The 21,276-nt window shown below is 69.0% G+C and carries 26 protein-coding genes; 21 read left to right on the forward strand and 5 right to left on the reverse strand.

Annotated elements, in window-relative coordinates; genetic code table 11:
- Positions 1-166: 166 nt before the first annotated feature.
- Both aroQ and VBO01S_RS03800 read right to left on the reverse strand, forming a co-directional pair.
- Complete coding sequence (aroQ, locus tag VBO01S_RS03795) at positions 167-607, reverse strand: type II 3-dehydroquinate dehydratase (protein WP_062470706.1); 441 nt, start codon at positions 605-607, stop codon at positions 167-169.
- Between the two features lie 44 nt (positions 608-651).
- A complete protein-coding gene (locus VBO01S_RS03800; protein WP_062470709.1) occupies positions 652-1,650 on the reverse strand; it encodes a LysR family transcriptional regulator in 999 nt (332 codons plus the stop codon).
- Positions 1,651-1,821: 171 nt separating this feature from the next.
- Here VBO01S_RS03800 and VBO01S_RS03805 point away from each other — a divergent pair, with 171 nt between their 5' ends.
- From VBO01S_RS03805 to VBO01S_RS03850, 10 genes are read left to right on the forward strand one after another with little or no spacing between them, the layout of a single operon-like run.
- Entirely contained in the window at positions 1,822-2,496 is a 675-nt protein-coding gene (locus VBO01S_RS03805) for a Rieske 2Fe-2S domain-containing protein (RefSeq protein WP_062470712.1), read from the forward strand.
- Positions 2,497-2,515: 19 nt separating this feature from the next.
- Positions 2,516-3,361, forward strand: coding sequence for an aromatic ring-hydroxylating oxygenase subunit alpha (locus tag VBO01S_RS03810; protein WP_062470715.1), 846 nt, complete (start codon positions 2,516-2,518; stop codon positions 3,359-3,361).
- Positions 3,358-4,008 carry a glutathione S-transferase family protein gene (locus tag VBO01S_RS03815; RefSeq protein WP_062470717.1) on the forward strand — a complete coding sequence of 217 codons (651 nt, stop codon included), beginning with the start codon at positions 3,358-3,360 and terminating at the stop codon, positions 4,006-4,008. Before VBO01S_RS03810 ends, VBO01S_RS03815 begins: the two co-directional genes overlap by 4 nt.
- A 52-nt stretch (positions 4,009-4,060) precedes the next feature.
- Positions 4,061-5,167, forward strand: a complete 1,107-nt coding sequence (locus tag VBO01S_RS03820; RefSeq protein WP_062470720.1) for an S-(hydroxymethyl)glutathione dehydrogenase/class III alcohol dehydrogenase — start codon at positions 4,061-4,063, stop codon at positions 5,165-5,167.
- Between the two features lie 19 nt (positions 5,168-5,186).
- Positions 5,187-6,116 carry an alpha/beta fold hydrolase gene (locus VBO01S_RS03825; protein ID WP_062470723.1) on the forward strand — a complete coding sequence of 310 codons (930 nt, stop codon included), beginning with the start codon at positions 5,187-5,189 and terminating at the stop codon, positions 6,114-6,116.
- Positions 6,113-6,991, forward strand: a complete 879-nt coding sequence (gene fghA / locus VBO01S_RS03830) for an S-formylglutathione hydrolase (protein WP_062470729.1) — start codon at positions 6,113-6,115, stop codon at positions 6,989-6,991. Before VBO01S_RS03825 ends, fghA begins: the two co-directional genes overlap by 4 nt.
- A 46-nt stretch (positions 6,992-7,037) precedes the next feature.
- Complete coding sequence (locus tag VBO01S_RS03835) at positions 7,038-7,532, forward strand: GNAT family N-acetyltransferase (protein WP_255221040.1); 495 nt, start codon at positions 7,038-7,040, stop codon at positions 7,530-7,532.
- 26 nt (positions 7,533-7,558) lie between these two features.
- Complete coding sequence (locus tag VBO01S_RS03840) at positions 7,559-7,954, forward strand: VOC family protein (protein WP_235926677.1); 396 nt, start codon at positions 7,559-7,561, stop codon at positions 7,952-7,954.
- On the forward strand, positions 7,951-8,337 hold the full coding sequence (locus tag VBO01S_RS03845; RefSeq protein ID WP_062470731.1) for a TfoX/Sxy family protein: 387 nt from the start codon (positions 7,951-7,953) through the stop codon (positions 8,335-8,337). Before VBO01S_RS03840 ends, VBO01S_RS03845 begins: the two co-directional genes overlap by 4 nt.
- Entirely contained in the window at positions 8,334-8,957 is a 624-nt protein-coding gene (locus VBO01S_RS03850; protein ID WP_062470734.1) for a 3'-5' exonuclease, read from the forward strand. The genes VBO01S_RS03845 and VBO01S_RS03850 overlap by 4 nt, the downstream gene beginning before the upstream one ends.
- Positions 8,958-8,970: 13 nt before the next feature.
- Here VBO01S_RS03850 and VBO01S_RS03855 read toward each other — a convergent pair whose 3' ends face one another.
- Positions 8,971-9,699 (reverse strand): alpha/beta fold hydrolase, encoded by a 729-nt coding sequence (locus tag VBO01S_RS03855; protein WP_062470738.1) that lies wholly within the window; start codon positions 9,697-9,699, stop codon positions 8,971-8,973.
- Between the two features lie 168 nt (positions 9,700-9,867).
- Here VBO01S_RS03855 and VBO01S_RS03860 point away from each other — a divergent pair, with 168 nt between their 5' ends.
- From VBO01S_RS03860 to VBO01S_RS03880, 5 genes are all read left to right on the forward strand, one after another.
- Positions 9,868-10,185, forward strand: coding sequence for an ArsR/SmtB family transcription factor (locus tag VBO01S_RS03860; protein ID WP_062470741.1), 318 nt, complete (start codon positions 9,868-9,870; stop codon positions 10,183-10,185).
- A 310-nt stretch (positions 10,186-10,495) separates the two neighbouring features.
- Positions 10,496-11,782: an arsenic transporter gene (locus tag VBO01S_RS03865; RefSeq protein ID WP_062470744.1), complete on the forward strand. Its 1,287-nt coding sequence runs from the start codon at positions 10,496-10,498 to the stop codon at positions 11,780-11,782.
- A 30-nt stretch (positions 11,783-11,812) separates the two neighbouring features.
- Positions 11,813-12,244, forward strand: coding sequence for an arsenate reductase (glutaredoxin) (gene arsC / locus VBO01S_RS03870; RefSeq protein ID WP_062470747.1), 432 nt, complete (start codon positions 11,813-11,815; stop codon positions 12,242-12,244).
- A complete protein-coding gene (gene arsH, locus VBO01S_RS03875) occupies positions 12,228-12,947 on the forward strand; it encodes an arsenical resistance protein ArsH (protein WP_062470750.1) in 720 nt (239 codons plus the stop codon). The genes arsC and arsH overlap by 17 nt, the downstream gene beginning before the upstream one ends.
- Before the next feature lie 147 nt (positions 12,948-13,094).
- Complete coding sequence (locus tag VBO01S_RS03880) at positions 13,095-14,120, forward strand: AraC family transcriptional regulator (protein ID WP_062470753.1); 1,026 nt, start codon at positions 13,095-13,097, stop codon at positions 14,118-14,120.
- A gap of 10 nt (positions 14,121-14,130) precedes the next feature.
- On the opposite strand, the gene VBO01S_RS03885 is transcribed toward VBO01S_RS03880, so the two are convergent.
- Positions 14,131-15,327, reverse strand: coding sequence for an ABC transporter substrate-binding protein (locus tag VBO01S_RS03885; RefSeq protein WP_062470756.1), 1,197 nt, complete (start codon positions 15,325-15,327; stop codon positions 14,131-14,133).
- A 189-nt stretch (positions 15,328-15,516) separates the two neighbouring features.
- On the opposite strand from VBO01S_RS03885, the gene VBO01S_RS03890 reads away from it, so the two are divergent.
- Genes VBO01S_RS03890 through VBO01S_RS03915 form a run of 6 tightly spaced genes read left to right on the forward strand, consistent with a single transcriptional unit; the run spans position 15,517 to position 20,977 of the window.
- Positions 15,517-16,779, forward strand: coding sequence for a dienelactone hydrolase family protein (locus tag VBO01S_RS03890; protein ID WP_062470759.1), 1,263 nt, complete (start codon positions 15,517-15,519; stop codon positions 16,777-16,779).
- Complete coding sequence (locus VBO01S_RS03895; protein ID WP_062470762.1) at positions 16,776-17,741, forward strand: PDR/VanB family oxidoreductase; 966 nt, start codon at positions 16,776-16,778, stop codon at positions 17,739-17,741. The genes VBO01S_RS03890 and VBO01S_RS03895 overlap by 4 nt, the downstream gene beginning before the upstream one ends.
- A 23-nt stretch (positions 17,742-17,764) precedes the next feature.
- Entirely contained in the window at positions 17,765-19,120 is a 1,356-nt protein-coding gene (locus tag VBO01S_RS03900; RefSeq protein ID WP_062470764.1) for an aromatic ring-hydroxylating dioxygenase subunit alpha, read from the forward strand.
- Entirely contained in the window at positions 19,117-19,605 is a 489-nt protein-coding gene (locus VBO01S_RS03905) for an aromatic-ring-hydroxylating dioxygenase subunit beta (RefSeq protein WP_062470771.1), read from the forward strand. Before VBO01S_RS03900 ends, VBO01S_RS03905 begins: the two co-directional genes overlap by 4 nt.
- Positions 19,602-20,195 (forward strand): cysteine hydrolase family protein, encoded by a 594-nt coding sequence (locus VBO01S_RS03910; protein ID WP_062470773.1) that lies wholly within the window; start codon positions 19,602-19,604, stop codon positions 20,193-20,195. The genes VBO01S_RS03905 and VBO01S_RS03910 overlap by 4 nt, the downstream gene beginning before the upstream one ends.
- Positions 20,192-20,977: an SDR family oxidoreductase gene (locus VBO01S_RS03915; RefSeq protein WP_062470775.1), complete on the forward strand. Its 786-nt coding sequence runs from the start codon at positions 20,192-20,194 to the stop codon at positions 20,975-20,977. The genes VBO01S_RS03910 and VBO01S_RS03915 overlap by 4 nt, the downstream gene beginning before the upstream one ends.
- Before the next feature lie 7 nt (positions 20,978-20,984).
- Here VBO01S_RS03915 and VBO01S_RS03920 read toward each other — a convergent pair.
- Positions 20,985-21,276: helix-turn-helix transcriptional regulator (locus VBO01S_RS03920; RefSeq protein ID WP_157627270.1), on the reverse strand; the 292-nt coding region annotated here is incomplete at its 5' end.

Consider the following 21,276-nt stretch of genomic DNA (forward strand, 5'->3'; position numbering starts at 1 on the left):
TGCGATACAAAGAGAGCAGCTGTCTATCAGCCGTTCACCCCAGCAGAGCGTGCCCTCGTGCGCAGGGCACCGGGTGCTTCCCGCAGCGAAATCAAGGAGGAGCCGAAGGCGGGGGACATTCGCGGAGGGAAGTACCCGGTGTCCTGCGCACGCCCCCCCGAAAAACTCAGGGAACCAGCGCAGCAATCGCCAGCGTGTACCCCTTCACCCCCAGCCCCACGATGATCCCGCGCGCCGCAGGCGAGATGTACGAATGGTGGCGAAACTCCTCGCGCGCATGCACGTTCGAGATGTGCAGCTCGATCAGCGGCACGCTCGCCCCCTTGATGGCGTCGTGCAGCGCGATCGACGTGTGGGTGTAGGCGCCCGGGTTCATCACCACGCCCAGCATGTTGCCGGCGGCCACTTCGCGGCCCGCCTCCTGGACCCAGTCGATCAGCACGCCTTCGTGGTTCGACTGGCGGCATTCGATCTCCACGCCGAGCTTGGCACCCGTTTCCTTGCACAGGCGTTCGACGTCGGCGAGCGTGTCGCGACCGTACTGTTCGGGCTCGCGCGTGCCGAGCAGGTTGAGGTTGGGGCCGTTGAGAACGAGGATTTTCTTCATGATGGATCGGTGAAAGAAGCAGACGGATGCAGGAAGAAGGCCGATTATGGTCGCGCTGCAGACCGCGCCCGCCGCGCCGAAGGCGACACCGCCGCGGTCGAGCCCACGTAGTGGTTGTACGAGCCGATGTCTGCCACGCAGCGCGCCATGAGGTCAACGAACGCGCGCAGCTTCTGCCCCATGTAGCGCTGCCGCTGGTAGGCGCAGTACAGCCGCCGCGCCTCCGGCGGCCACTGCGGCAGCACTGGCACCAGCACGCCCTGCGCCACCTCGGGCCCGGCGAAGAACACCGGCAGCGGCGCAATGCCCAGGCCGTCGATGCAGAAGGTCTTCATCACCCAGTGGTCGTTGGTCTCGAAGGCCGGCTCCGTGCGCACCACATGGCGCCCCGAGGCCTGCTGCGACACCAGCCGCAGCGGCGACGGCGGCCCCGAGGGCTCGCGCATCGCGATCATCCGGTGCTGCGCCAGCGCCTCGGGTGTCAGCGGCGTGCCGTGCCGCGCCAGGTACTGCGGGCTGGCATACAGGCCGTAGGCCAGCCGGCCCAGCAGCTTGGCGACCAGGTCCGGCAGGTCGGGCGGCGCCGAGCCCACATAGCAGTCGACCTCGCCGATCCGCGGGGCCTGCGCGCCATTCGCCACGTCGAGCTGGCAGCGCACGTTCGGATGCGATTCGAGAAAGATTCGCACCACATGACAGACGAAGGAGGTGCTGAACTGCGTGTCCGACAGCAGCGTGAGCCGCCCCGACACCCCGCCCGTGAGCTCCTGCACCTCGGTGCGCGCCATTTCCAGCCGGCCGCTCACCTCGCCGAGCAGCCCCTCGCAGCGTGCGAAGAACGCACGCCCGGCCTCCGTGGGCGCGATGCGGCGCGAGCTGCGCAACAGCAGCTGGGCGCCCAGCAGTTCCTCCAGCCGTGTGAGCTGCCGGCTCAGCGTGGCCTTCGACACGCCCGACAGGCTCTCGGCCTTGGTCAGGCTGCCGCTCTTCATCACGAGGACGAAGGCCTCGACCAGTGCGAGGTCGATGCGCCCTGCGCTCATGAATGCCCCCGCTGTGGAAGTCGTCGTTGCAGGAATGAAAAGGAGCGTCTTGGCATGGGGCTTTCATCGGTGCGGCGGACACGCTACGGTAGGCGGCACCGCCGACAAGGGCATGGCCGATGCTATGCCGATTTGCGGCGCCCTTTCCCGCCGCCCCCACGATCAAGACCCATGAATCCCTCAGCCACCTGGCATCCCGTCACGCCCTCCGCCGAGGTGCGCGCCGGCGCCAACATCGTCGCCGGCTTTGCGCAAGGCCAGGAGCTCGCACTGTGGCGCGCGGCCGATGGCTCGCCTCAGGCCTGGGAGAACCGCTGCCCGCACCGCAGCGTGCGCTTCACACTCGGCCAGGTGACCAGCGGCGACCGCCTGGCCTGCGCGTACCACGGCTGGCAGTACGAGGCCGGCAGCGGCGCGTGCGTGCGCATCCCGGCGCACCCGGCCATGCCGGCACCGCGCAATGTCTGCGCCAAGACGTTCGCCACAGCGGATGCCGCGGGCATGCTGTGGGTGCGCCTCGCGGCCGACGGCGCAGATGCGCCACCTGAACTGGCCGCCACCGTACCCACCGGCTGGCACCTCGCCCGCACGCTGACGCTGCGCGTGGCCGCGTCCGAGGTGCGCGCTGCGCTGGCGCCGCATGGCTTCGCGTCGACAGGAACGCCCGACGCGTGGCAAGGCACGCTGGGCGAATCGCCCGTCGCTGCGCTGCTGCTCGACGCCCAGCCGCAGCTGAGCTTCCTGCACCTGTGGACCGACGCAGCCCCCGGCTCCGATGCGATGGCCCGGGTGCACCGCGCGGCGCGCCAGCTGCGCAGCGACATCGAAGCCGCTGCATCGCCCTGAACAAGAAGAAAGAAGCAACATGCCCTTCGTCACCGACGATCCCAACATGCTCGACGACTGGCTCGTCGTCGGCCCCGCCTGCGGCTTGCCGCGCACGACGCGGCTGCTCGGCGAAACCCTGCACCTGCACGCCGATGCCGACGGCACACCGCACGCCCTCCTCTGCAACGACGCACTCACCGTGCAATCGCGCTACGGCTTCCTCTGGGTCTGCCCCAGCGGCCGCCCGGCGCGCCCGCTGTTCGCCTTCCCCGAACACGACGAACCCGGCCGCCGCATCGTCGACTGCGGCGGGCTCGGCGTGGCCGTGTCGGGCCTGCGCGTGATCGAGAACTTCCTGGACATGGCGCACTTTCCCTTCGTGCACCCCGACTACCTCGGCAAGGTGCCGCACACCGAAGTGGCCAAGTACAACGTCGAGGTCGACGCCGCCACCGACGAGATCTGGGCCACCGACTGCCGCTTCTGGCAGCCGCGCGCCTCCGCCGCCCACGACACCGGCAGCGAGGTGTTCTACAAGTACCGCGTGATGCAGCCCTTCTCGGCCATGCTCTACAAGTCGAGCCACCGGCCCGACAAGCTCGACGCCATCGGCCTGTTCCTGCAGCCGGTGGACGACGAGCACGTCATCGCCCACACGCTGCTGGCCTACTTCGACGACGTGTCGAGCGACGCCGAGCTCATCGCCTTCCAGCACACGATCTTCGGGCAGGACAAGCCGATCCTGGAGAACCACGCCTTCAAGCGCATGCCGCTCGAAGGCCGCGCCGAGACGCCCACGCGCGGCGACACCACCTCCGTCACCTACCGCCGCTGGCTGCGCGAGCGCGGCATGCGCTTCGGCACCGCGAGGGCCGCCGCATGACCGTCAGGCTCTACGACTACCCGCTCTCGGGCAACTGCTTCAAGGTGCGGCAGATGCTGCTGTGGCTCGGCGTGGACCACGCGAGCGTGCCGGTCGATTTCCATCCGGGGCGCGAGCACAAGTCCGCGACGTTCCTTGCCACCATCAACCCGCTCGGCCAGCTCCCGGTGATCGACGACGAAGGCTTCGTGCTGCGCGACGCGCAGGCCATCCTGGTCTACCTCGCGAGCCGCTACGACGACCCACGGCAGCGCTGGTACCCCGCCGACCCGAAGCTGCGCGGCCAGGTCGCGATGTGGCTCGCCATGGCCGACGAGATCACGCGCACCGCCTCGGCCGCCCGGCTGCACGACGCGCTGGGCTACACGCACCTGGACATCGAGACCTGCCGGCGCGGCGCGCGCGCGGCCTTCCGCGTGCTCGACGACCACCTGGCCGAGCAACACGCCGCCACCGGCCTGCGCTGGCTCGTGGCCGCACCCGAGCCGACCATTGCCGACCTTGCCTGCTTTCCGTACGTGGCGCTGGCGGGCGAAGGCGGCATCTCGCTCGACGAGTTTCCCGCGCTGCGCCGCTGGGTCTGGGACTTTCGTCACCTGCCGGGCTTTGTGGGCATGTCGGGTATCTTCCCGGCTGGCCCCGCCTGAAGGCTCGCCTGAGTATCCTTGTCCCCTTCCGCTCTCTGAAGAACCGAATCCCATGAAAACCAAAGCCGCCGTCGCCTGGCAAGCAGGCCAACCCCTGACCATCGAAACCGTGGACCTCCAAGGCCCGAAGTTCGGTGAAGTGCTGGTCGAGATCAAGGCCACCGGCATCTGCCACACCGACTACTACACGCTCTCGGGCGCCGACCCCGAAGGCATCTTTCCCGCCATCCTGGGCCATGAAGGCGCGGGCATCGTGGTCGACGTCGGCCCCGGCGTCACCACCCTTAAAAAGGGCGACCACGTCATTCCGCTGTACACGCCCGAATGCCGCCAGTGCAAGTTCTGCCTGAGCCGCAAGACCAACCTGTGCCAGCTGATCCGCGGCACGCAGGGCAAGGGCCTCATGCCCGACGCCACCAGCCGCTTCAGCCTCGACGGCAAGCCCATCTTCCACTACATGGGCACGAGCACCTTCAGCAACTACACGGTCGCGCCCGAGATCTCGCTGGCCAAGATCCGCGAAGACGCGCCCTTCGACAAGGTCTGCTACATCGGCTGCGGCGTCACCACCGGCATCGGTGCGGTGATCTTCACGGCCAAGGTCGAAGCCGGCGCGAACGTCGTGGTGTTCGGCCTGGGCGGCATCGGCCTGAACGTGATCCAGGGCGCCAAGATGGTGGGCGCCGACAAGATCATCGGCGTCGACCTGAACCCCGAACGCGAAGCCATGGCCCGCAAGTTCGGCATGACGCACTTCATCAACCCCAAGACCACCGAGAACGTGGTCGATGCCATCGTGCAGCTGACCGACGGTGGCGCCGACTACAGCTTCGAGTGCATCGGCAACACGCAGGTGATGCGCCAGGCGCTCGAGTGCACGCACAAGGGCTGGGGCCGCAGCATCATCATCGGCGTGGCCGAGGCCGGCGCCGAGATCAGCACGCGCCCGTTCCAGCTGGTCACCGGCCGCAAGTGGGAGGGCTCGGCCTTCGGCGGCGCGCGCGGGCGCACCGACGTGCCGAAGATCGTCGACTGGTACATGGAAGGCAAGATCAACATCGACGACCTGATCACGCACACCATGCCGCTCGAAGACATCAACAAGGGCTTCGATCTCATGAAGCGCGGTGAGTCCATCCGCGGCGTCGTTCTGTACTGAGGCCGAGGAGGCGCCCGCCATGAACCGCATGGAACCCTTGCGCACCATCGAAGCGGGCGTTCTCGAGGTCGCCTATTACGAAGCCGGCCCCGCCGACGGACCGCCCGTGCTGCTGATGCACGGCTTTCCATACGATATTCACACTTACGCCGAGGTCGCGCCGATGCTGGCCGCCCAAGGCTGCCGTGTGATCGTGCCGTACATGCGCGGCTACGGCGCCACGCGCTTCCTGAGCGAGGCCACGCCGCGCTCGGGCGAACAGGCGGCCTTCGGCGCCGACCTGCTCGCGCTGCTCGACGCGCTGAAGATCGAGCGCGCCGTGCTCGCCGGCTACGACTGGGGCGGCCGTGCCGCCTGCGTGGTGGCGGCACTGTGGCCCGAGCGCTGCGCGGGGCTGGTCTCGCTCAACAGCTACAACATCCAGAACATCGCCAAGGCGATGGAACCCGACACGCCCGCCAACGAGCACAGCCTCTGGTACCAGTACTACTTCCACAGCGAACGCGGCCGCGCCGGCCTCGCGAAGGACCGCAAGGCCCTCACGAAGCTGTTGTGGCAGCTGTGGTCGCCGACCTGGCGCTTCGACGACGCCACCTTCGAACGCAGCGCCGCCGCCTTCGACCACCCCGACTTCGTGGACGTGGTGATCCATTCGTACCGTCACCGCTTCGGCCTCGTGCCCGGCGACCCGGCCTGTGCCGACATCGAACGCCGCCTTGCCGCGCAGCCGACGATCACCGTGCCCGCCATCACCTTCGACGGCATCGACGACGGCGTGCGACCGCCCGCCGATGCCTCGGCCCACGCGCACCGCTTCAGCGGGCCGCGCTCGCACCGCCTCGTGCCCGGCGCGGGCCACAACCTGCCGCAGGAAGCGCCGCGCACCTTCGCCGACGCCGTGCTCGAACTCGTGCCCGCACTGCGCAGCCAGACGACCTCTTCTTCATGACCGACACCGCCCCCACCCTCCTTTCCGAACACCACGCCTTCGGCGGCGTGCAGCGCTTCATCGAGCACCGCTCGCACGAGATCGGCCTGCCGATGCGCTTCTCGGTCTACCTGCCGCCGCAGGCCGCGCACACGCGCGTGCCTGCCCTGCTCTACCTTGCGGGCCTGACCTGCAACGAAGAGACCTTCGCGGTGAAGGCCGGCGCGCAGCGCATGGCCGCGAGCCTGGGCGTTGCGCTCATCGCGCCCGACACCAGCCCGCGCGGCGCCGAACCCGAAAGCCTGCCGGGCGCGAAAGACAGCTGGGACTTCGGCATCGGCGCCGGCTTCTATCTCGACGCCACCGCCGAGCCCTGGGCCACGCACTGGCGCATGGAAAGCTGGATCGTGCACGAGCTGCTGCCGCTCGTGGCCCGCCACTTTCCCATCGACGGCGAGCGCATCGGCATCTTCGGCCACTCGATGGGCGGCCACGGCGCGCTCACGCTGGCGCTGCGGCACCCGGGGCGCTTCAAGTCGCTCTCGGCCTTCGCACCGATCTGCGCGCCCACCCAGTGCCCGTGGGGCCAGAAGGCCTTCGCCGGCTACCTGGGCGAACCGGGTGACGACCGCGCGCAATGGCTCGCGCACGACGCCAGCGCGCTGATGCAATCGCAGACCGTGGCGCCCTATCCGCAGGGCATCCTCATCGACCAGGGCCTGGCCGACAAATTCCTCGCCGAGCAGCTGCACCCCGAGGCCTTCGAGGCCGCCTGCTTCGCCGCCGGCCAGCCGCTCACGCTGCGCCGCCATGCGGGCTACGACCACGGCTACTACTTCATCCAGAGCTTCATGGCCGACCACATCGCGCACCATGCGCAGACGCTGAACGGCTGAGCACAAAGGGGTGCGGTCCGCACCCGGCGTGGCTATCATGGTCCGCATGTCCGCCGCCCAGATTCCTGCCTTCCAGCTGCGCTCGCGCGATGGCGGCGCCGAGGAGAACATGGTGCTCGCGGGCATCTGGCGCCGCGCCTGGGTGTCGGCCAACCGCAGCGCCGTCCACGTCGAGCCCATCGGCCACTGGCTGCGTCGCGTGCAGACCGAATTCATCCCGCCCGCCGACGTGGTGCTGGCCGAGCGCGACGGCCAGGTGCTGGCCTTCATGGTGCTGCTCACGGCGCGCGAGTACGTGGCCCAGCTCTTCGTCGAGCCGCACCTGCGCAGCCAGGGCCTCGGCAAGGCGCTGCTCGACGAGGCCTGCGTGCGCATGCCGCATGGCTGGCGGCTGCATGTGGCCGTCACCAACACCGAGGCGCAGCGCTTCTACGAACGCTACGGCCTTGTGCGCGGCGTGGTCGACCGCCACCCCGGCAGCGGACGCGAACGCATCGCCTACCATTGGTCGCCCAGCCGCGCGCCCTGGCGCACGGGCTGACACCCTCCGCACTTCCTTCCTGCCCCATGCGCATCCGCATCGACCACATCGCCCTCTGGACCACCGACCTCGAACGCTGCAAGCGCTTCTACGTCGACTACTTCGGCGCCACCGCCGGCGCCGGCTACGTCAACCCGGCCAAGGGCTTCGCCTCGTGCTTCCTGAGCCTGGGCGACGGCGCGCGCATCGAGGCCATGACCACGAGCACCCTCTCGCCCGTGGTCGCCGAGGCCGGCGCGCAGCGCATGGGCTGGACGCACCTGGCGATCTCGGTCGGCTCCGACGCCGAGGTCGATGCGCTCACGCAGCGGCTGAAGGCCGACGGCTACCCGCTGCTCGACGGCCCGCGCCGCACCGGCGACGGCTACTACGAAAGCGTGGTGCTCGACCCGGACGGCAACCGCATCGAGATCACGTCATGAGCGTCTTTGTTCAAAGCCTGCACGAGACCTTCGAGCGCCTCGGCCGCATCGAGACCCGCCGCATGTTCGGCGGCCACGGCGTGTGGCACGAGGGCCGCATGATCGCGCTCGTCGCCAAGGACACGCTGTACCTCAAGGCCGATGCCGGCAGCGCCGCGCACTTCGACGCGCTGAACCTGCCGCCCTTTACCTACGTGCGCGCGGGCAAGGAGATGCCGATGTCGTACCGACTGGCGCCGGCCGACCTGTTCGAAGACCGCGAGGAAGCGGCGCGCTGGGGCCGCCTGGCCTACGAAGCCGCGCTGCGTTCGGGCCAGCCGCCGAAGCCGAAAAAACCCAAACCCAAGACACCCCCCAAGGCCGCGAAAGCGAAGACCCGGTGAACGACCAGAACAACAACCACGGCCACCGGCTCCCGCCCCTTCCCGAACGTGAACAGATCGCGCTGCTCGATCCCTTCGACAGCCTCGACCTGAAAGACATCGTGGTCGTCAGCTCGCTCGCCGAAGCCGAGCGCGCCGCCGATGAATTGCTCGACGCCGGCGTGGCGGGCTTCGACACCGAGTCGCGCCCCACCTTCGCGAAGAACGAAGTGTCGACCGGCCCGCACGTGGTGCAGTTCGCCACGCGCGACACAGCCTGGCTGTTCCAGCTGCACCGCGACGAATGCAACCCCGTGGTGGCTGGCCTGCTCGCGTCCACCGAACTGCGCAAGGTCGGCTTCGGCCTTTCGAGCGACCTGTCGCTGATCCGCCTGCGGCTGGCGATTGCGCCGCAGGCCGTGTTCGACATCGACGACGAATTCCGCCGGCGTGGCTACCGCCGCTCGGTGGGCGTGAAGACGGCGGTGGCGCTGATGTTCAACCGCCGCTTCGCCAAGTCGCGCAAGGCGACCACCTCGAACTGGGCGCACAAGCAGCTCACCGAATCGCAGATCCGCTACGCGGCCAACGATGCCTATGCGTCGCTGCGCGTGTTCGACGCGCTCTTTCCGAACGGCTGACTGAAGCCTTCCGTCAGTCGCGCCCTGCTTCGAGGATCGCCTGCGCCAGCCGCTGCGGGTTCGAGAAGAACATCTCGTGGCTGCCCGGGCACTCCACGAGCCGGAACAACCCCAGCCGCTCCGACAGCCGCGGATGCCACGGCAGGCTGTGCGGCAGCGCCGTGTCCTGCTGGCAATTGACGTACGACTTGCCCAGCGGCAGCGCCGCCAGCGGCTGCTTCAGCTGGATCTTGTCGGTGAAGGTGCGGTACGGGTGCGGGTTGAGCTTGTCGTAGGCGGACTGCGCCAGCGGCAGGTCGGCGTCGTTGATGAAGGCCTCGCGCCAGATCTCGAAGGGCAGCATCACGGCGTTGTTGTTGGCGGCCGCCACCGCGTCGAACATGGTCACGTAGTGCGGCGGCACCATGTCGTTGAGCGCTTCGCCATCGAGCGGCACGAAGGCGTTGATGTAGACCAGCCGCCGCAGCCGCGCCACGATGCGGTCGGCCACGCCCGAGATCACCATGCCGCCGTAGCTGTGGCCCACGAGCCGCACCTGCGTGAGGTCCTTGGCCTCGATGAAGCGGACCACCGACGCAATGGCATCGGCCAGGCCGGTGCCCGCACGGTCGTCGCCGGGGTTGTTGCCTGCCACGGTGGGGCAATGCACGGTGTGGCCGGCCGCGCGCAGGCCGTCGGCCACGGCCTCCATTTCGGCGCCGGTGTGCCAGGCGCCGTGAACCAGAACATAGGTGTCGGACATGGGTGTCTCCTTCGTTGGATGCTTCGTTGGGGGATGAGCCGAAGGCGACTGTAGAAAAAGCGGTACGTCGCGGATGGCCGCTATCTGCCAGGGCGATGGCCGATTCGTGCCACCGGTCTTTTTGTCTTCTGGGTTGTCTTTATTCAATAATTCAAAGATACTTGAACAATGGAAGAAAACGATGTGGTCCGCGCCTTGGGCGCACTCGCGCAACCCGTGCGCCTGCGGGTGTTCCGCGCCTTGGTGGTCGCCGGGCCCGACGGGCTGACGCCGGGTGCGCTGACTGAAGCACTAGAGGTGTCGGCGACGGGGCTGTCCTTTCACCTCAAGGAGCTGGTGAACGCGAGCCTGGTCTCGCAGGAGCGTCAGGGGCGCAACCTCATCTACCGCGCATCGTTCGAGCGGATGAACGGCCTGCTCGGCTACCTCACCGAGAACTGCTGCCAAGGCGAGCCCTGTCTTCCGGCGACCACCTGCGACTGCTGACCATGAAAGCCTGTGCTGTTGCACGCAGCGTGCGTGCGCTCTGGCGTGCTCCCGCCGATGGGGCACCTTGCTCCGCGAATGTCCCCCGGGGCTTCGCCCCTCCTCCTTTATTTCGCTGCGCAAGGCACCCCATCGACGTGAGCGTGTTCAGAGCGGTCGTTGATCGGCTGCACACCAGCGCTGCTTCCCGTGCGCAGGACACTGGGTGCTTCCCGCAGCGAAATCAAGGAGGAGCCGAAGGCGGGGGACATTCGCGGAGGGAAGTACCCGGTGGCCTGTGCACTCGCCCTGAACAACAACAAGAACTGACATGACCACAGCCCTCCTCATCTTCGCCTGCACCCTCGTGCTGGTCATCTGGCAACCACGTGGCCTGGGCATCGGTTGGAGCGCCTCGCTGGGCGCCGTCATCGCCCTGCTCTTCGGCGTGGTGCAGCTCGCCGACATCCCCGTCGTCTGGGCCATCGTCTGGAACGCCACCGCGACTTTCATCGCCGTGATCCTCATCAGCCTGCTGCTCGACGAAGCCGGCTTCTTCGAGTGGGCTGCGCTGCACGTGGCCCGCTGGGGTCGCGGCAACGGCCGGCGGCTGTTCGCCTTCATCGTGCTGCTGGGCGCCGCGGTCTCGGCCCTCTTTGCCAACGACGGCGCGGCGCTGATCCTCACGCCCATCGTGATGGCCATGCTCGTGGCGCTCGGCTTCACGCCGGCCACCACCCTGGCCTTCGTCATGGCGGCGGGCTTCATTGCCGACACGGCCAGCCTGCCGCTCATCGTGTCGAACCTCGTGAACATCGTGTCGGCCGACTTCTTCGGCATCGGCTTCAACGCATACGCCTCGGTGATGGTGCCGGTCAACGTCGCGGCCGTGCTCGCGAGCCTGGGCGTGCTGCTGTGGTGCTTCCGGCGCGACATTCCCGCGCACTACGACATGGCCCGCCTCAAGCAACCCGCCGATGCGATCCGCGACCGCGACACCTTCCGCGCCGGCTGGGTCGTGCTCGCGCTGCTGCTCGTGGGCTTCTTCGGCCTGGAGCCGCTGGGCGTGCCGGTGAGCGCCGTGGCCGCCTTCGGCGCGGTGATCCTGCTCGCGGTGGCGGCACGCGGCCCGGTGATCGGCACGCGCCAGGTGCTGCGCGGCGCGCCCTGGCAGATCGTCGTCTTCTCGCTGGGCATGTACCTCGTGGTCTACGGGCTGCGCAACGCCGGGCTCACCGGCCAGATCGCCACGCTGCTGAACCTGTTCGCGCAAGGCGGCGTCTGGGGCGCGGCCATGGGCACCGGCTTTCTCGCGGCGGTGCTCTCCTCGGTCATGAACAACATGCCGACCGTGCTGGTCGGTGCGCTGTCGATCGAGGCCTCGGGCGCGGTGGGCCTCGTGAAGGAGGCCATGGTCTACGCCAACGTGATCGGCTGCGACCTCGGCCCGAAGATCACGCCCATCGGCAGCCTCGCCACGCTGCTGTGGCTGCACGTGCTCTCGAAGAAGGGCATAACCATCACCTGGGGCCACTACTTCCGCATCGGCATCGTGCTGACCCTGCCCGTGCTGGCCGCCACGCTCGCCGCGCTGGCGCTGCGCCTCAGCCTGGGCTGATCCATTTTTTCTTCTCTCAACGAGCCTGCCATGAGCGACATCACCATTTATCACAACCCCGCCTGCGGCACGTCGCGCAACGTGCTCGCGCTGATCCGCAACACGGGCGACGGACCCACCGTCATCGAGTACCTGAAGGCCCCACCCAACCGCGCCACGCTCACGCAGCTCATCGCGGCGATGGGCGTGCCCGTGCGCGAGGTGCTGCGCCAGAAAGGCACGCCGTACGACGAGCTGGGCCTGGGCGATCCCAAGTGGAGCGACGAACAGCTCATCGACTTCATGCTGCAGCACCCGATCCTCATCAACCGCCCCATCGTCGTCACGCCGCTGGGCACGCGCCTGTGCCGGCCTTCGGAGGCCGTGCTCGACATCCTGCCGAAACCGCAGCAAGGCGCCTTCTCCAAGGAAGACGGCGAAGCCGTGATCGACGCGAAAGGCCAGCGTGTCGCCAAGCCCTGATCTCCCGCAGCTCGACGCCGATGCGTTCCATGTTCCCCGCCTGCAGGAACTGCTTCCCACCGCACGCGCCACGCATGCACCGCGCATCCTGCTGCTGTACGGATCGCTGCGCGAGCGTTCCTACAGCCGCCTGCTGACCGAAGAGGCCGCCCGCCTGCTGCGCGCGATGGGCGCCGAGCCCCGCATCTACGACCCGCGCGGCCTGCCGCTGCCCGACGGCGAACCCGAGGACCATCCGAAGGTGCAGGAACTGCGCAGCCTCGCGCAGTGGGCCGAGGGCATGGTGTGGACCTCGCCCGAGCGCCACGGCGCGATGACCGGGATCATGAAGGCGCAGATCGACTGGATTCCGCTGGCCGTCGGCTCGGTGCGGCCCACCCAGGGCAAGACGCTCGCGGTGATGGAGGTGTCGGGCGGCTCGCAGTCCTTCAACGCGGTGAACCAGCTGCGCGTGCTGGGCCGATGGATGCGCATGATCACGATCCCCAACCAGTCGTCGGTGGCCAAGGCGTTCCTCGAGTTTGACGACGCGGGCCGCATGAAGCCCTCGCCCTACTACGAGCGCGTGGTCGACGTGATGGAAGAGCTGGTGAAGTTCACGCTGCTCACGCGCGACTGCGCGGACCACCTGGTCGACCGCTACAGCGAGCGGCGCGAGAGCGCGGAGGCCCTGTCCAAGCGGGTCAACCTGCGCAGCATTTAGACACAGGGCCGGCAAGCTTCTTGCAACGGGGACGCCCGTTGCCCGGGCAACTCCCATGGCGGCGCGCGGCGCACCCACGTAGATTCCAGCGTAGAAAAAAGCGTCCGTTTCCGTCGCTTTCCCCACTTTGGCCCCGCAGGAGTGTCCATGGACGCATGGTCGAGTCAGCAACTGTCCCCGCTGTACAGGCGCGAGGTCTTCCGCTCGCGCGAGGCCGAAGAGACCGACGCGCGCGTGGCGCGCGAACTGAAGCCGCACCGCAGCGCGTGGGGCGCGGGCGATGTCGATGCCGTCTTCTGTCGCGCCGAGATGAGCGCACTGTCGCTGTGCATCCTGCGCTACGGCTGCGATGTCGACATCGAGCCCGACGCGCTCGGCAACTTCGTGCTGGTGCAGATGCCGCTGCGCGGCCGTGCCGACATCCACACCGGCGGACAGACGCTGCAGATCCACCCCGGCCAGGGCGCCATCATTTCCGCCCACAAGCCGGTGCGCCTGCGCTGGCACGCCGACTGCGAACAGCTGATGCTGAAGATCGAACTCAGCCGCCTGCAGGAGGTCGCGCGCCATGCCTTCGCGCTGCGCGGCGGAGACACCGTCGGCGAGATCGATTTCGACATGCCCCTGCGCCTGGACGACGCGGCGGGCACGCAGTGGTGCCGCATGGTGGCGAGCCTGGCTTCGCTGCTGCCACCGAACGAGTTCGAGCGCCACGACCCGCGCTGGCTCGCGCACTGCGAAGACAACCTCATGCTCTACCTGCTGTGCCACCGGCCCAACTCGGTGCTGCAGCGGCATGCCGACGCACAGCGCGGCACCGAAGAAACCAGCCTGCGGCAGCTGCGGCGGGCTGAAGAATTCATGCGCGAGCGGCTCGACTCGCTGCTCTCGCTCGAAGAGGTGGCACAGGCCGCGGGCGTCACGCGCCGCGGCCTCGCCCTGCTCTTCCGTCGCCACCGCGACCTCTCGCCGGGCGAGGTGCTGCGCAACATGCGGCTCGATGCCGCGCACGCAATGCTGGCGCGGCACGACGGTGCCAGCGTCACCGAGGTGGCGCTGAACTGCGGCTTCTCGCACCTGAGCCGCTTTGCCGCCTGCTACCGCGAGCGCTTCGGGCAGCTGCCGCGCGACACCTCGCGCGATCCCGCACGGCTGCCCGCCGCGCGGCACTGAACACACATCCTCAGGACTTCATCGCGCACTGCGCGGCGGTGCGGTCCTGGTAGCGCTCCAGCACGGTGCCGATCACCTTGTTGGCGATGCGCCCACTGCCGTCCTTGGCGACCACGCGCAGGTAGTAGTTCTGGATCGGGAAGTTGTTGGGGCCGTAGCGGAAATCGCCCCGCACCGACTTGTAGTTGGCCGCCTTGATCGCCTTGAGCAGCGCGGGCTTGTCGGCCACCTTGCCGCCGACGTCGCGCACGGCCGCATCCATCGCCATCAGCACGTCGTAGGCCTGGCCGGCATAGAACGACGGGTTGCGCCCGTTGTTCTGCTGACGGAACGCGGATACGAAGCGCTGGTTGGCCGGGTTGTCGAGGTCGAACGACCAGTGCGCGGTGTTGAAGAGGCCGAGCATCGGCTCGCCGACGGCGGGGATCATGTCCTCGTCGGCCGAGAAGGCGGTAGAGATCAGCGCCACGTCTTTCGACAACCCCGCACCGACGAACTGCTTGATGAAGCTCACGCCCATCGCGCCGGGCAGGAAGAAGTACAGCGCATCGGGCTTCGACGCACGGATCTGCGCCAGCTCCGCCGAGTAGTCCAGCTGCCCGAGCTTGGTGTACAGCTCGTCGCCCACGGCGCCCTTGAAGGTGTGCTTGAAGCCGTTGATGGCGTCCTTGCCGCCCGGGTAGCTGGGCGCGATCATCGCGACCTTCTTGAAGCCCTTGTCGCTCGCGAACTTGCCGGCCGACTCGTAGTACGCGTCGTTCGGGTACGAGGCGCCGAAGAAGTACGGGTTGCAGCGCGCGCCCGAATAGTCGCTCGGGCCGGTGTTGCTCGACAGATAAGGCACCTTGGCGGCGAAGAGCGGCGGGCCGACGGCCAGCGCGACCGACGAGCCGACGGGCCCGGTGAACAGGTCGATCTTGTCGCGCAGCAGCATGCGCTCGACCACCTGCCGTGCCATCTCGGGGTTGCCGGCCGTGTCGGCCTCGACGAACTCCACCGGCACACCGCCGAGCTTGCCGCTCAGCTGCTTCATCGCCACGGCGAAGCCGGCCTTGGCCTCGGCGCCGCCGACGGCAAACGGGCCGGACAGGTCCATCGCCAGGCCGACTTTCACGGTCTGCGCGGTCTGCGCCTGCGCGGGTAAAGCCAGCGCACCCACCAGGACGGTGAGCGCGCACAAGACGGATCGGGGCGTGGCCTGCGACATGAAAGGTCTCCTCGGGGTGAGTTCGTTGAACGTGGGGGGCTGCAGCAAATGCAGGGCGCAGTCTCTGTGCGGTGGCGGCGCCCCGCTATCCGTTTCGTGCGGCGCAAGCCGCTGCACGAAATGGACAGACAACGCCCCGGCGCGCTCCCCAGAATCGCCGCCGACCCCACCACTTCAAGAGACGAACCGATGAGCGACACCATCGACATCCCGGCCGGCGACGGCACCCAGACCTTTCGCGGCTACCTGGCCCTGCCGGCCTCGGGGCGCGGCCCCGGCATCGTGCTGTGCCAGGAGATCTTCGGCGTCAATGCCTACGTGCGCGAGGTGGCCGACCTCTACGCCGAAGAAGGCTACGTGGTGCTCGCGCCCGACCTGTTCTGGCGCATGGAGCCCGGCGTCGATCTGGGCTACTCGCCCGAGGACTGGCAGCGCGCCTTCGGCTTCTTCCAGAAGTTCGACGTCGCCGCCGGCGTGGCCGACGTCACGGCAAGCGTGAAGGCGTTGCGCGCGCACCCGGCCTGCACCGGCAAGGTCGGCGCGCTGGGCTTCTGCCTCGGCGGCAAGCTGGCCTACCTGGCCGCCGCGCATTCGGGCGTGGACGCGGCCGTGGGCTACTACGGCGTGGGCATCGAAGGTGCGCTCGACCTCGTGCCGCAAATCAAATGCCCGATCGCCCTGCACTTCGCCGAGCTCGACCAGTTCTGCCCACCCGAGGCCCGCGCCCAGGTGCTCGAAGCCTTCGCCGGCCAGCCCGATGCGCAGATGTACGTGTACCCTGGCGTCGACCACGCCTTTGCGCGCACCGGCGGCGAGCACTTCGACAAGCCCTCCACGCTCATGGCGCACCAGCGCTCGATGGCGCTGTTCAAGGAGGCGATCGGCCCGGTGTACGACCTCTCGGCGCTGTGGGACAAGCACTGCGAGTACGAGTTCGCCACGCGCGACGTGGTCGCCACCATGGCCACGATGGTGAGCGAGCCCTACGTGAACCACATCCCGACCATGACCGGCGGCGTGGGCGCCAAGGAGCTGTCGCGCTTCTACAAGCACCACTTCATTCCGAGCACACCACCCGACACGCGGCTCACGCCCATCTCGCGCACCGTGGGCGCTACGCAGATCGTGGACGAGATGCTGTTCTGCTTCACCCACACGGTCGAGATCGACTGGCTGCTCCCGGGCATCGCGCCCACCGGCAAGCCGGTGGAGATTCCGCTCGTGGCCATCGTGAAGTTCCGCGGCGACAAGCTCTATCACGAGCACATCTACTGGGACCAGGCCAGCGTGCTGGTGCAGATCGGCCTGCTCGATCCGAAGGGCCTGCCCGTGGCCGGCGCCGAGACGGCGCGCAAGCTGGTCGACGAAAAACAGCCGTCGAACACGCTTATGCCACGCTGGGAAAAATCGACCGGCCTCACCATCGCCGACCCGGCGCTGCCCCTGGGATGAGCCACGCCGTCGACATGCTGGCGCTGATCGTGGACTCGGTCACGCCGCTCACACCGGCCATCAAGGCCTTCGTGCTGCGCTCGGCCAACGGCGAGCCGCTGCCGCCGTTCACGCCGGGCGCGCACCTGGGCGTGCAGGTGGTGCAGGCCAACGGCCACCCGGGTCAGCGCGCCTACTCGCTCGCCAAGCCGCACGACGGCTCCGACCGCTGCGAGATCGCCGTGCTGTGCGAACCGCAGGGCGCGGGCGGCTCGGCCTGGATGCACGCGCTGCAACCGGGCACCGCACTGGCCGCGCACGCGCCGCGCAACGACTTCGCCTTGCACGCGGGCAGCGCGCCGCCGCTGCTCATCGCGGGCGGCATCGGCATCACGCCGCTGCTGTGCATGGCGCGATCGCTCGCGGCCGAAGCGCGCCCCTTCGACTTCGTCTATGCCACGCGCAGCGAAGAAGCCACGGCCTACCTGGCCGAGGTGCGCGCGCTCGGTGGCACCGTGGTGCACGACGGCGGCGACCCGGCACGCGGCCTCGACCTGCGCGCGCTGCTGGCCGCGCCCGTGCCCGGCCGCCACCTGCATGTGTGCGGCCCGCGCGGCATGGTGCAGGCCGTGATCGACACCGCCCGCACGCTCGGCTGGCCCGACGACCACGTGCACTTCGAGCTTTTCGCCGGTGCCATCGAGCAGGCGGGCGATGCGCCCTTCGAGGTGCGCACGCTGCGCTCGGGCAAGACGCTGACCGTGGCGCCCGACCAGAGCCTGCTCGACGTGCTCATCGCCGCCGGCCTGGACCCGTTGTACGACTGCCGCCAGGGCGACTGCGGCGTGTGCGTGGTGGACGTGGTCGAGGGCGTGCCCGACCACCGTGACCACAACCTCAGTCCGCGCGAGAAGGCGGACGGCAAGACCCTGTGCACCTGCGTGTCGCGCGCCAAGACGCCGCACCTGGTGCTCGACATCTGATGACGTTTCAGGAGACCCACCCGATGAATTCCGTGATCCCCATCATCCCCATCGCGGCGACAAAGCCGATCGACATCCAGTCGCTCGTGCAGCCCGACCGCGTGCACAAGCGCGTCTACACCGACCCCGCCATCTTCGAGCTGGAAATGGACCGCGTGTTCGGCCAGGCCTGGATCTACGTCGGCCACGAAAGCCAGGTGCCCAAGCCCGGCGACTACTTCACCACCCGCCTGGGCCGCGAGCCCGTGGTGATGGTGCGCCACACCGACGGCCAGGTGCACGTGATGTTCAACCGCTGCCCGCACAAGGGCGCCAAGCTCGTGCCCGACGGCAGCGGCAGCGCCGGCAAGTTCCTGCGCTGCCTGTACCACGGCTGGACCTTCAAGTGCGACGGCAGCCTGCTGTCGGTGCCGCTGCGCAGCGGCTACGAATGCACCGCGCTCGACCTAAAAGACCCGCAGTACGGCGTGCGCAAGGTGGCGCGCGTGGCTTCGCACCGCGGCTTCGTGTTCGCCAGCCTGTCGGAAGACGGGCCCGAGCTGAAGGAATTCCTGGGCGGCGTGGCCACGTCGCTCGACAACTTCTGCGATCGCGCGCCCGAGGGCGAAGTGGAAGTGGCGGGTGGCGTTCAGCGCGTGATCCAGCGCAACAACTGGAAGATCTTCTTCGAGAACCTGCACGACACCATCCACGCCGTGGCCACGCACGAGTCGTCGTGGCGCGCGGCCAAGGAAGAGCACGAGGCCATGCCGGCCGGCACGCCCAAGCCCTTCGAGGTGGTGATCGTCGACGGCAACGGCGAGCCGCTGGAGTTCTGGGAGAAGCTGGAGCTCAAGGGCTACGACCACGGCCACGGCTTCATGGAAGGCATCTTCGTGCCGCCGACCGACCCGGTGAGTCTGGCCTACGTGGCCTCGCTCGAAGCCGCGAAGGGCGCCGAACAGGCCGACGCGATCCTGCGCGTGAACCGGCACAACACCATCGTGTACCCGAGCTGCTCGCCGCACACCTCGTTCCAGCAGATCCGCGTGATACGGCCGCTGTCGGTGGACCGCACGCTGGTCGAGATCTTCAGCTTCCGGCTCAAGGGCGCGCCCGAGGCCACCTTCCAGCGCACGCTCAAGTACACCAACATCGTCAACTCGCCCTCGTCGAACGTGATGCCCGACGACCTGGAGGCCTACAACCGCGTGCAGGAAGGCTTGGGTTCCGACGGCGGCGACTGGGTGAGCATGCACCGCGCCGCCGGGCGCGACCAGCCGCTGCCGGGCGGGCGCGCGTCCAACGGCAACAGCGAGATGCCCTCGCGCAACATGTTCGCGGCGTGGGCCGGGTACATGGGCGTCGACACGAGCGCACAGACCGGGAGCGCCGAATGAACTTCCGCGACTGGAACGAACAGCAGGACCTCACGCAGTTCCTGCACCACGAGGCACGCCTGCTCGACGAGCACCGCTGGGACGAATGGCAGAAGCTCTTCACGCCCGACGGCCTGTACTGGGTGCCGCTGGTGCACGGCCAGATCGACCACCTCAACCACGCCTCGCTGTTCTGCGAGGACGCCCTGCTGCGCTCGATGCGCGCGCGGCGGCTCGAGCAGGCCCGTGCCTACTCGCAGCAGCCGCCCACGCGCACCGTGCACGTGCTGGGCAACATCGCGCTCGAATCGCGCGACGACGACGCGGGCTGCACCGTGCGCTCGACCTTCCTGCTGCTGGAGTGGCGCAAGACCGAGCAGCGCACCTTCGGCGGCAGCGTGCTGCACACGCTGCGCCGCGCCGACGACGGCTGGCGCATCCAGACCAAGCGCGTCGACCTCGTCAACTGCGACGCGCCGCACGAAGCCCTGCAGGTGTTCCTGTGAAGGCCGCGCTGCTGGCGATGCACTACCAGAACGACGTGCTGCACGTCGACGGCAAGGTGCGCGTGGGCGTGGCCGCCGACGACCCGGCGCGCCCGCGCCTCATCGCCTCGGCCGCGCGGCTCATCGCCGGTGCGCGCGCGAACGGCGTGCCGGTGATCTTCGTGCGCATCGCCTTCGCGCCGGATTACTCGGACTGCCTGCGCAACTGCACGCTGTTCCGCCGCGTGGCCGAGAGCGGCGCGGTGCAGGAAGGCAGCTGGGGCGCGGGCTTCTACGACGAACTCGCGCCGCGGCCGGGCGAAGCCGTCGTCACCCACAAGCGCAACAACCCCTTCTGGGCCAGCGGGCTCGAAGAGGTGGTGCGCGCCACCGGCGCCAGCCGCCTGTACGTGGCCGGGATCGCCACCAACCACGTCGTCGAACACGGCGCGCGCCATGCGAGCGACCTGGGCTACGACGTGGCGGTGGTCGCCGACGCCTGCAGCACCGCGCAGGCGCACCTGCAGGCAGCCAGCCTCGAAACCCTGGCGATGCTCGCGGACGTGGTGCGCGTCGACGAGGCCGTGGCGCAGATGGGAGGCCGGCCATGACGACGCTGCAAGGCAAGGTCGCGATCGTGACCGGCGCCGCCGCGCTGCTGGGCAGCGCCATCGTTCGCGCCTTCGTGCAGGCCGGCGCGCGCGTGGTGGCGGTCGACATCGACACGGCGCGCGGCGTCGCGTTGGCGGCCGATGTGGGCGCGGGCTGCCGCTTCGTCGCCTGCGACATCGCCTCCGACGACGCGCTCGATGCGCTCGTGGCCGGCACGCTTCGCGCAGAAGGCCGCATCGACTTTCTCATCAACAACGCCGTGGTCTACGGCGATGCAGGCTTGGATGCCGCGCGCGCCGACTGGCTGGCCGCGCTGAACGTCAACCTCGTCTCCGGCGCGATGCTGGTGCAGAAGACCGCCGACGCGCTGGCCGCGCACGGCGGCGCCATCGTGAACATGGGCAGCGTCGGCGGCAAGTTCGGCGCGGCGGGCCGGGCGCTGTACCCGGCGGCCAAGGCCGCCATCCTGCAGCTCACGCGCAACCAGGCCGCCACGCTGGCGCCGCGGGGCGTGCGGGTGAACTCGGTGTCGCCGGGCTGGACCTGGTCGGACGCGCTGTCGCGCATGACGGACGGCGACCGCGCACGGGCCGACCGCGTCGGCGCGCCGATGCACCCCCTGGGCCGCGTGGGCGATGGCGACGACGTCGCGCAGGTGGTGCTGTTCCTGTGCTCGGACGCGGCGCGCTTCGTGACCGGTGCGGACATCCCGGTCGACGGCGGCTTTTCGATGCTGGGGCCCGACCAGGGCCGCTCGGCGCGCGACTGGTTCGGGGCGTAGCCGCCGTTCAGCCGCGCGACTGCCGCAGCGCGCCCGGCGTGCCGCCCAGGTGGCGGCGGCACAGGCGCACGAAATGCGAGGCGTCGGCCAGCCCGACGCGCAGGCCGATCTGCGCCACGCTCAGGCGATCGAAGCGCGCATCGGCCAGCATGCGCTGCGCCACCTGCATGCGGCAGGCGGCCAGCGCGTTGGCGAAGGTGGTGGCGCTGTGCCCTGCCCCGCCGCCTTCGGCCAGGCAACGGTGCAGGCTGCGCTCCGAGATGCCGAGCCCCTGCGCCACGGCCGCGGCCGTGAGGCCC

This window comes from Variovorax boronicumulans NBRC 103145, assembly GCF_001591345.1.
GTDB classification, from domain to species: domain Bacteria; phylum Pseudomonadota; class Gammaproteobacteria; order Burkholderiales; family Burkholderiaceae_C; genus Variovorax; species Variovorax boronicumulans.

What these genes read in the sequence shown, in the direction of transcription:
- aroQ (WP_062470706.1), bottom strand. Translation starts at nt 607, where the DNA reads ATGAAGAAAATCCTCGTTCTCAACGGCCCCAACCTCAACCTGCTCGGC.
- VBO01S_RS03800 (WP_062470709.1), bottom strand. Translation starts at nt 1,650, where the DNA reads ATGAGCGCAGGGCGCATCGACCTCGCACTGGTCGAGGCCTTCGTCCTC.
- VBO01S_RS03805 (WP_062470712.1), top strand. Translation starts at nt 1,822, where the DNA reads ATGAATCCCTCAGCCACCTGGCATCCCGTCACGCCCTCCGCCGAGGTG.
- VBO01S_RS03810 (WP_062470715.1), top strand. Translation starts at nt 2,516, where the DNA reads ATGCCCTTCGTCACCGACGATCCCAACATGCTCGACGACTGGCTCGTC.
- VBO01S_RS03815 (WP_062470717.1), top strand. Translation starts at nt 3,358, where the DNA reads ATGACCGTCAGGCTCTACGACTACCCGCTCTCGGGCAACTGCTTCAAG.
- VBO01S_RS03820 (WP_062470720.1), top strand. Translation starts at nt 4,061, where the DNA reads ATGAAAACCAAAGCCGCCGTCGCCTGGCAAGCAGGCCAACCCCTGACC.
- VBO01S_RS03825 (WP_062470723.1), top strand. Translation starts at nt 5,187, where the DNA reads ATGAACCGCATGGAACCCTTGCGCACCATCGAAGCGGGCGTTCTCGAG.
- fghA (WP_062470729.1), top strand. Translation starts at nt 6,113, where the DNA reads ATGACCGACACCGCCCCCACCCTCCTTTCCGAACACCACGCCTTCGGC.
- VBO01S_RS03835 (WP_255221040.1), top strand. Translation starts at nt 7,038, where the DNA reads ATGTCCGCCGCCCAGATTCCTGCCTTCCAGCTGCGCTCGCGCGATGGC.
- VBO01S_RS03840 (WP_235926677.1), top strand. Translation starts at nt 7,559, where the DNA reads ATGCGCATCCGCATCGACCACATCGCCCTCTGGACCACCGACCTCGAA.
- VBO01S_RS03845 (WP_062470731.1), top strand. Translation starts at nt 7,951, where the DNA reads ATGAGCGTCTTTGTTCAAAGCCTGCACGAGACCTTCGAGCGCCTCGGC.
- VBO01S_RS03855 (WP_062470738.1), bottom strand. Translation starts at nt 9,699, where the DNA reads ATGTCCGACACCTATGTTCTGGTTCACGGCGCCTGGCACACCGGCGCC.
- VBO01S_RS03860 (WP_062470741.1), top strand. Translation starts at nt 9,868, where the DNA reads ATGGAAGAAAACGATGTGGTCCGCGCCTTGGGCGCACTCGCGCAACCC.
- VBO01S_RS03865 (WP_062470744.1), top strand. Translation starts at nt 10,496, where the DNA reads ATGACCACAGCCCTCCTCATCTTCGCCTGCACCCTCGTGCTGGTCATC.
- arsC (WP_062470747.1), top strand. Translation starts at nt 11,813, where the DNA reads ATGAGCGACATCACCATTTATCACAACCCCGCCTGCGGCACGTCGCGC.
- VBO01S_RS03880 (WP_062470753.1), top strand. Translation starts at nt 13,095, where the DNA reads ATGGACGCATGGTCGAGTCAGCAACTGTCCCCGCTGTACAGGCGCGAG.
- VBO01S_RS03885 (WP_062470756.1), bottom strand. Translation starts at nt 15,327, where the DNA reads ATGTCGCAGGCCACGCCCCGATCCGTCTTGTGCGCGCTCACCGTCCTG.
- VBO01S_RS03890 (WP_062470759.1), top strand. Translation starts at nt 15,517, where the DNA reads ATGAGCGACACCATCGACATCCCGGCCGGCGACGGCACCCAGACCTTT.
- VBO01S_RS03895 (WP_062470762.1), top strand. Translation starts at nt 16,776, where the DNA reads ATGAGCCACGCCGTCGACATGCTGGCGCTGATCGTGGACTCGGTCACG.
- VBO01S_RS03900 (WP_062470764.1), top strand. Translation starts at nt 17,765, where the DNA reads ATGAATTCCGTGATCCCCATCATCCCCATCGCGGCGACAAAGCCGATC.
- VBO01S_RS03905 (WP_062470771.1), top strand. Translation starts at nt 19,117, where the DNA reads ATGAACTTCCGCGACTGGAACGAACAGCAGGACCTCACGCAGTTCCTG.
- VBO01S_RS03915 (WP_062470775.1), top strand. Translation starts at nt 20,192, where the DNA reads ATGACGACGCTGCAAGGCAAGGTCGCGATCGTGACCGGCGCCGCCGCG.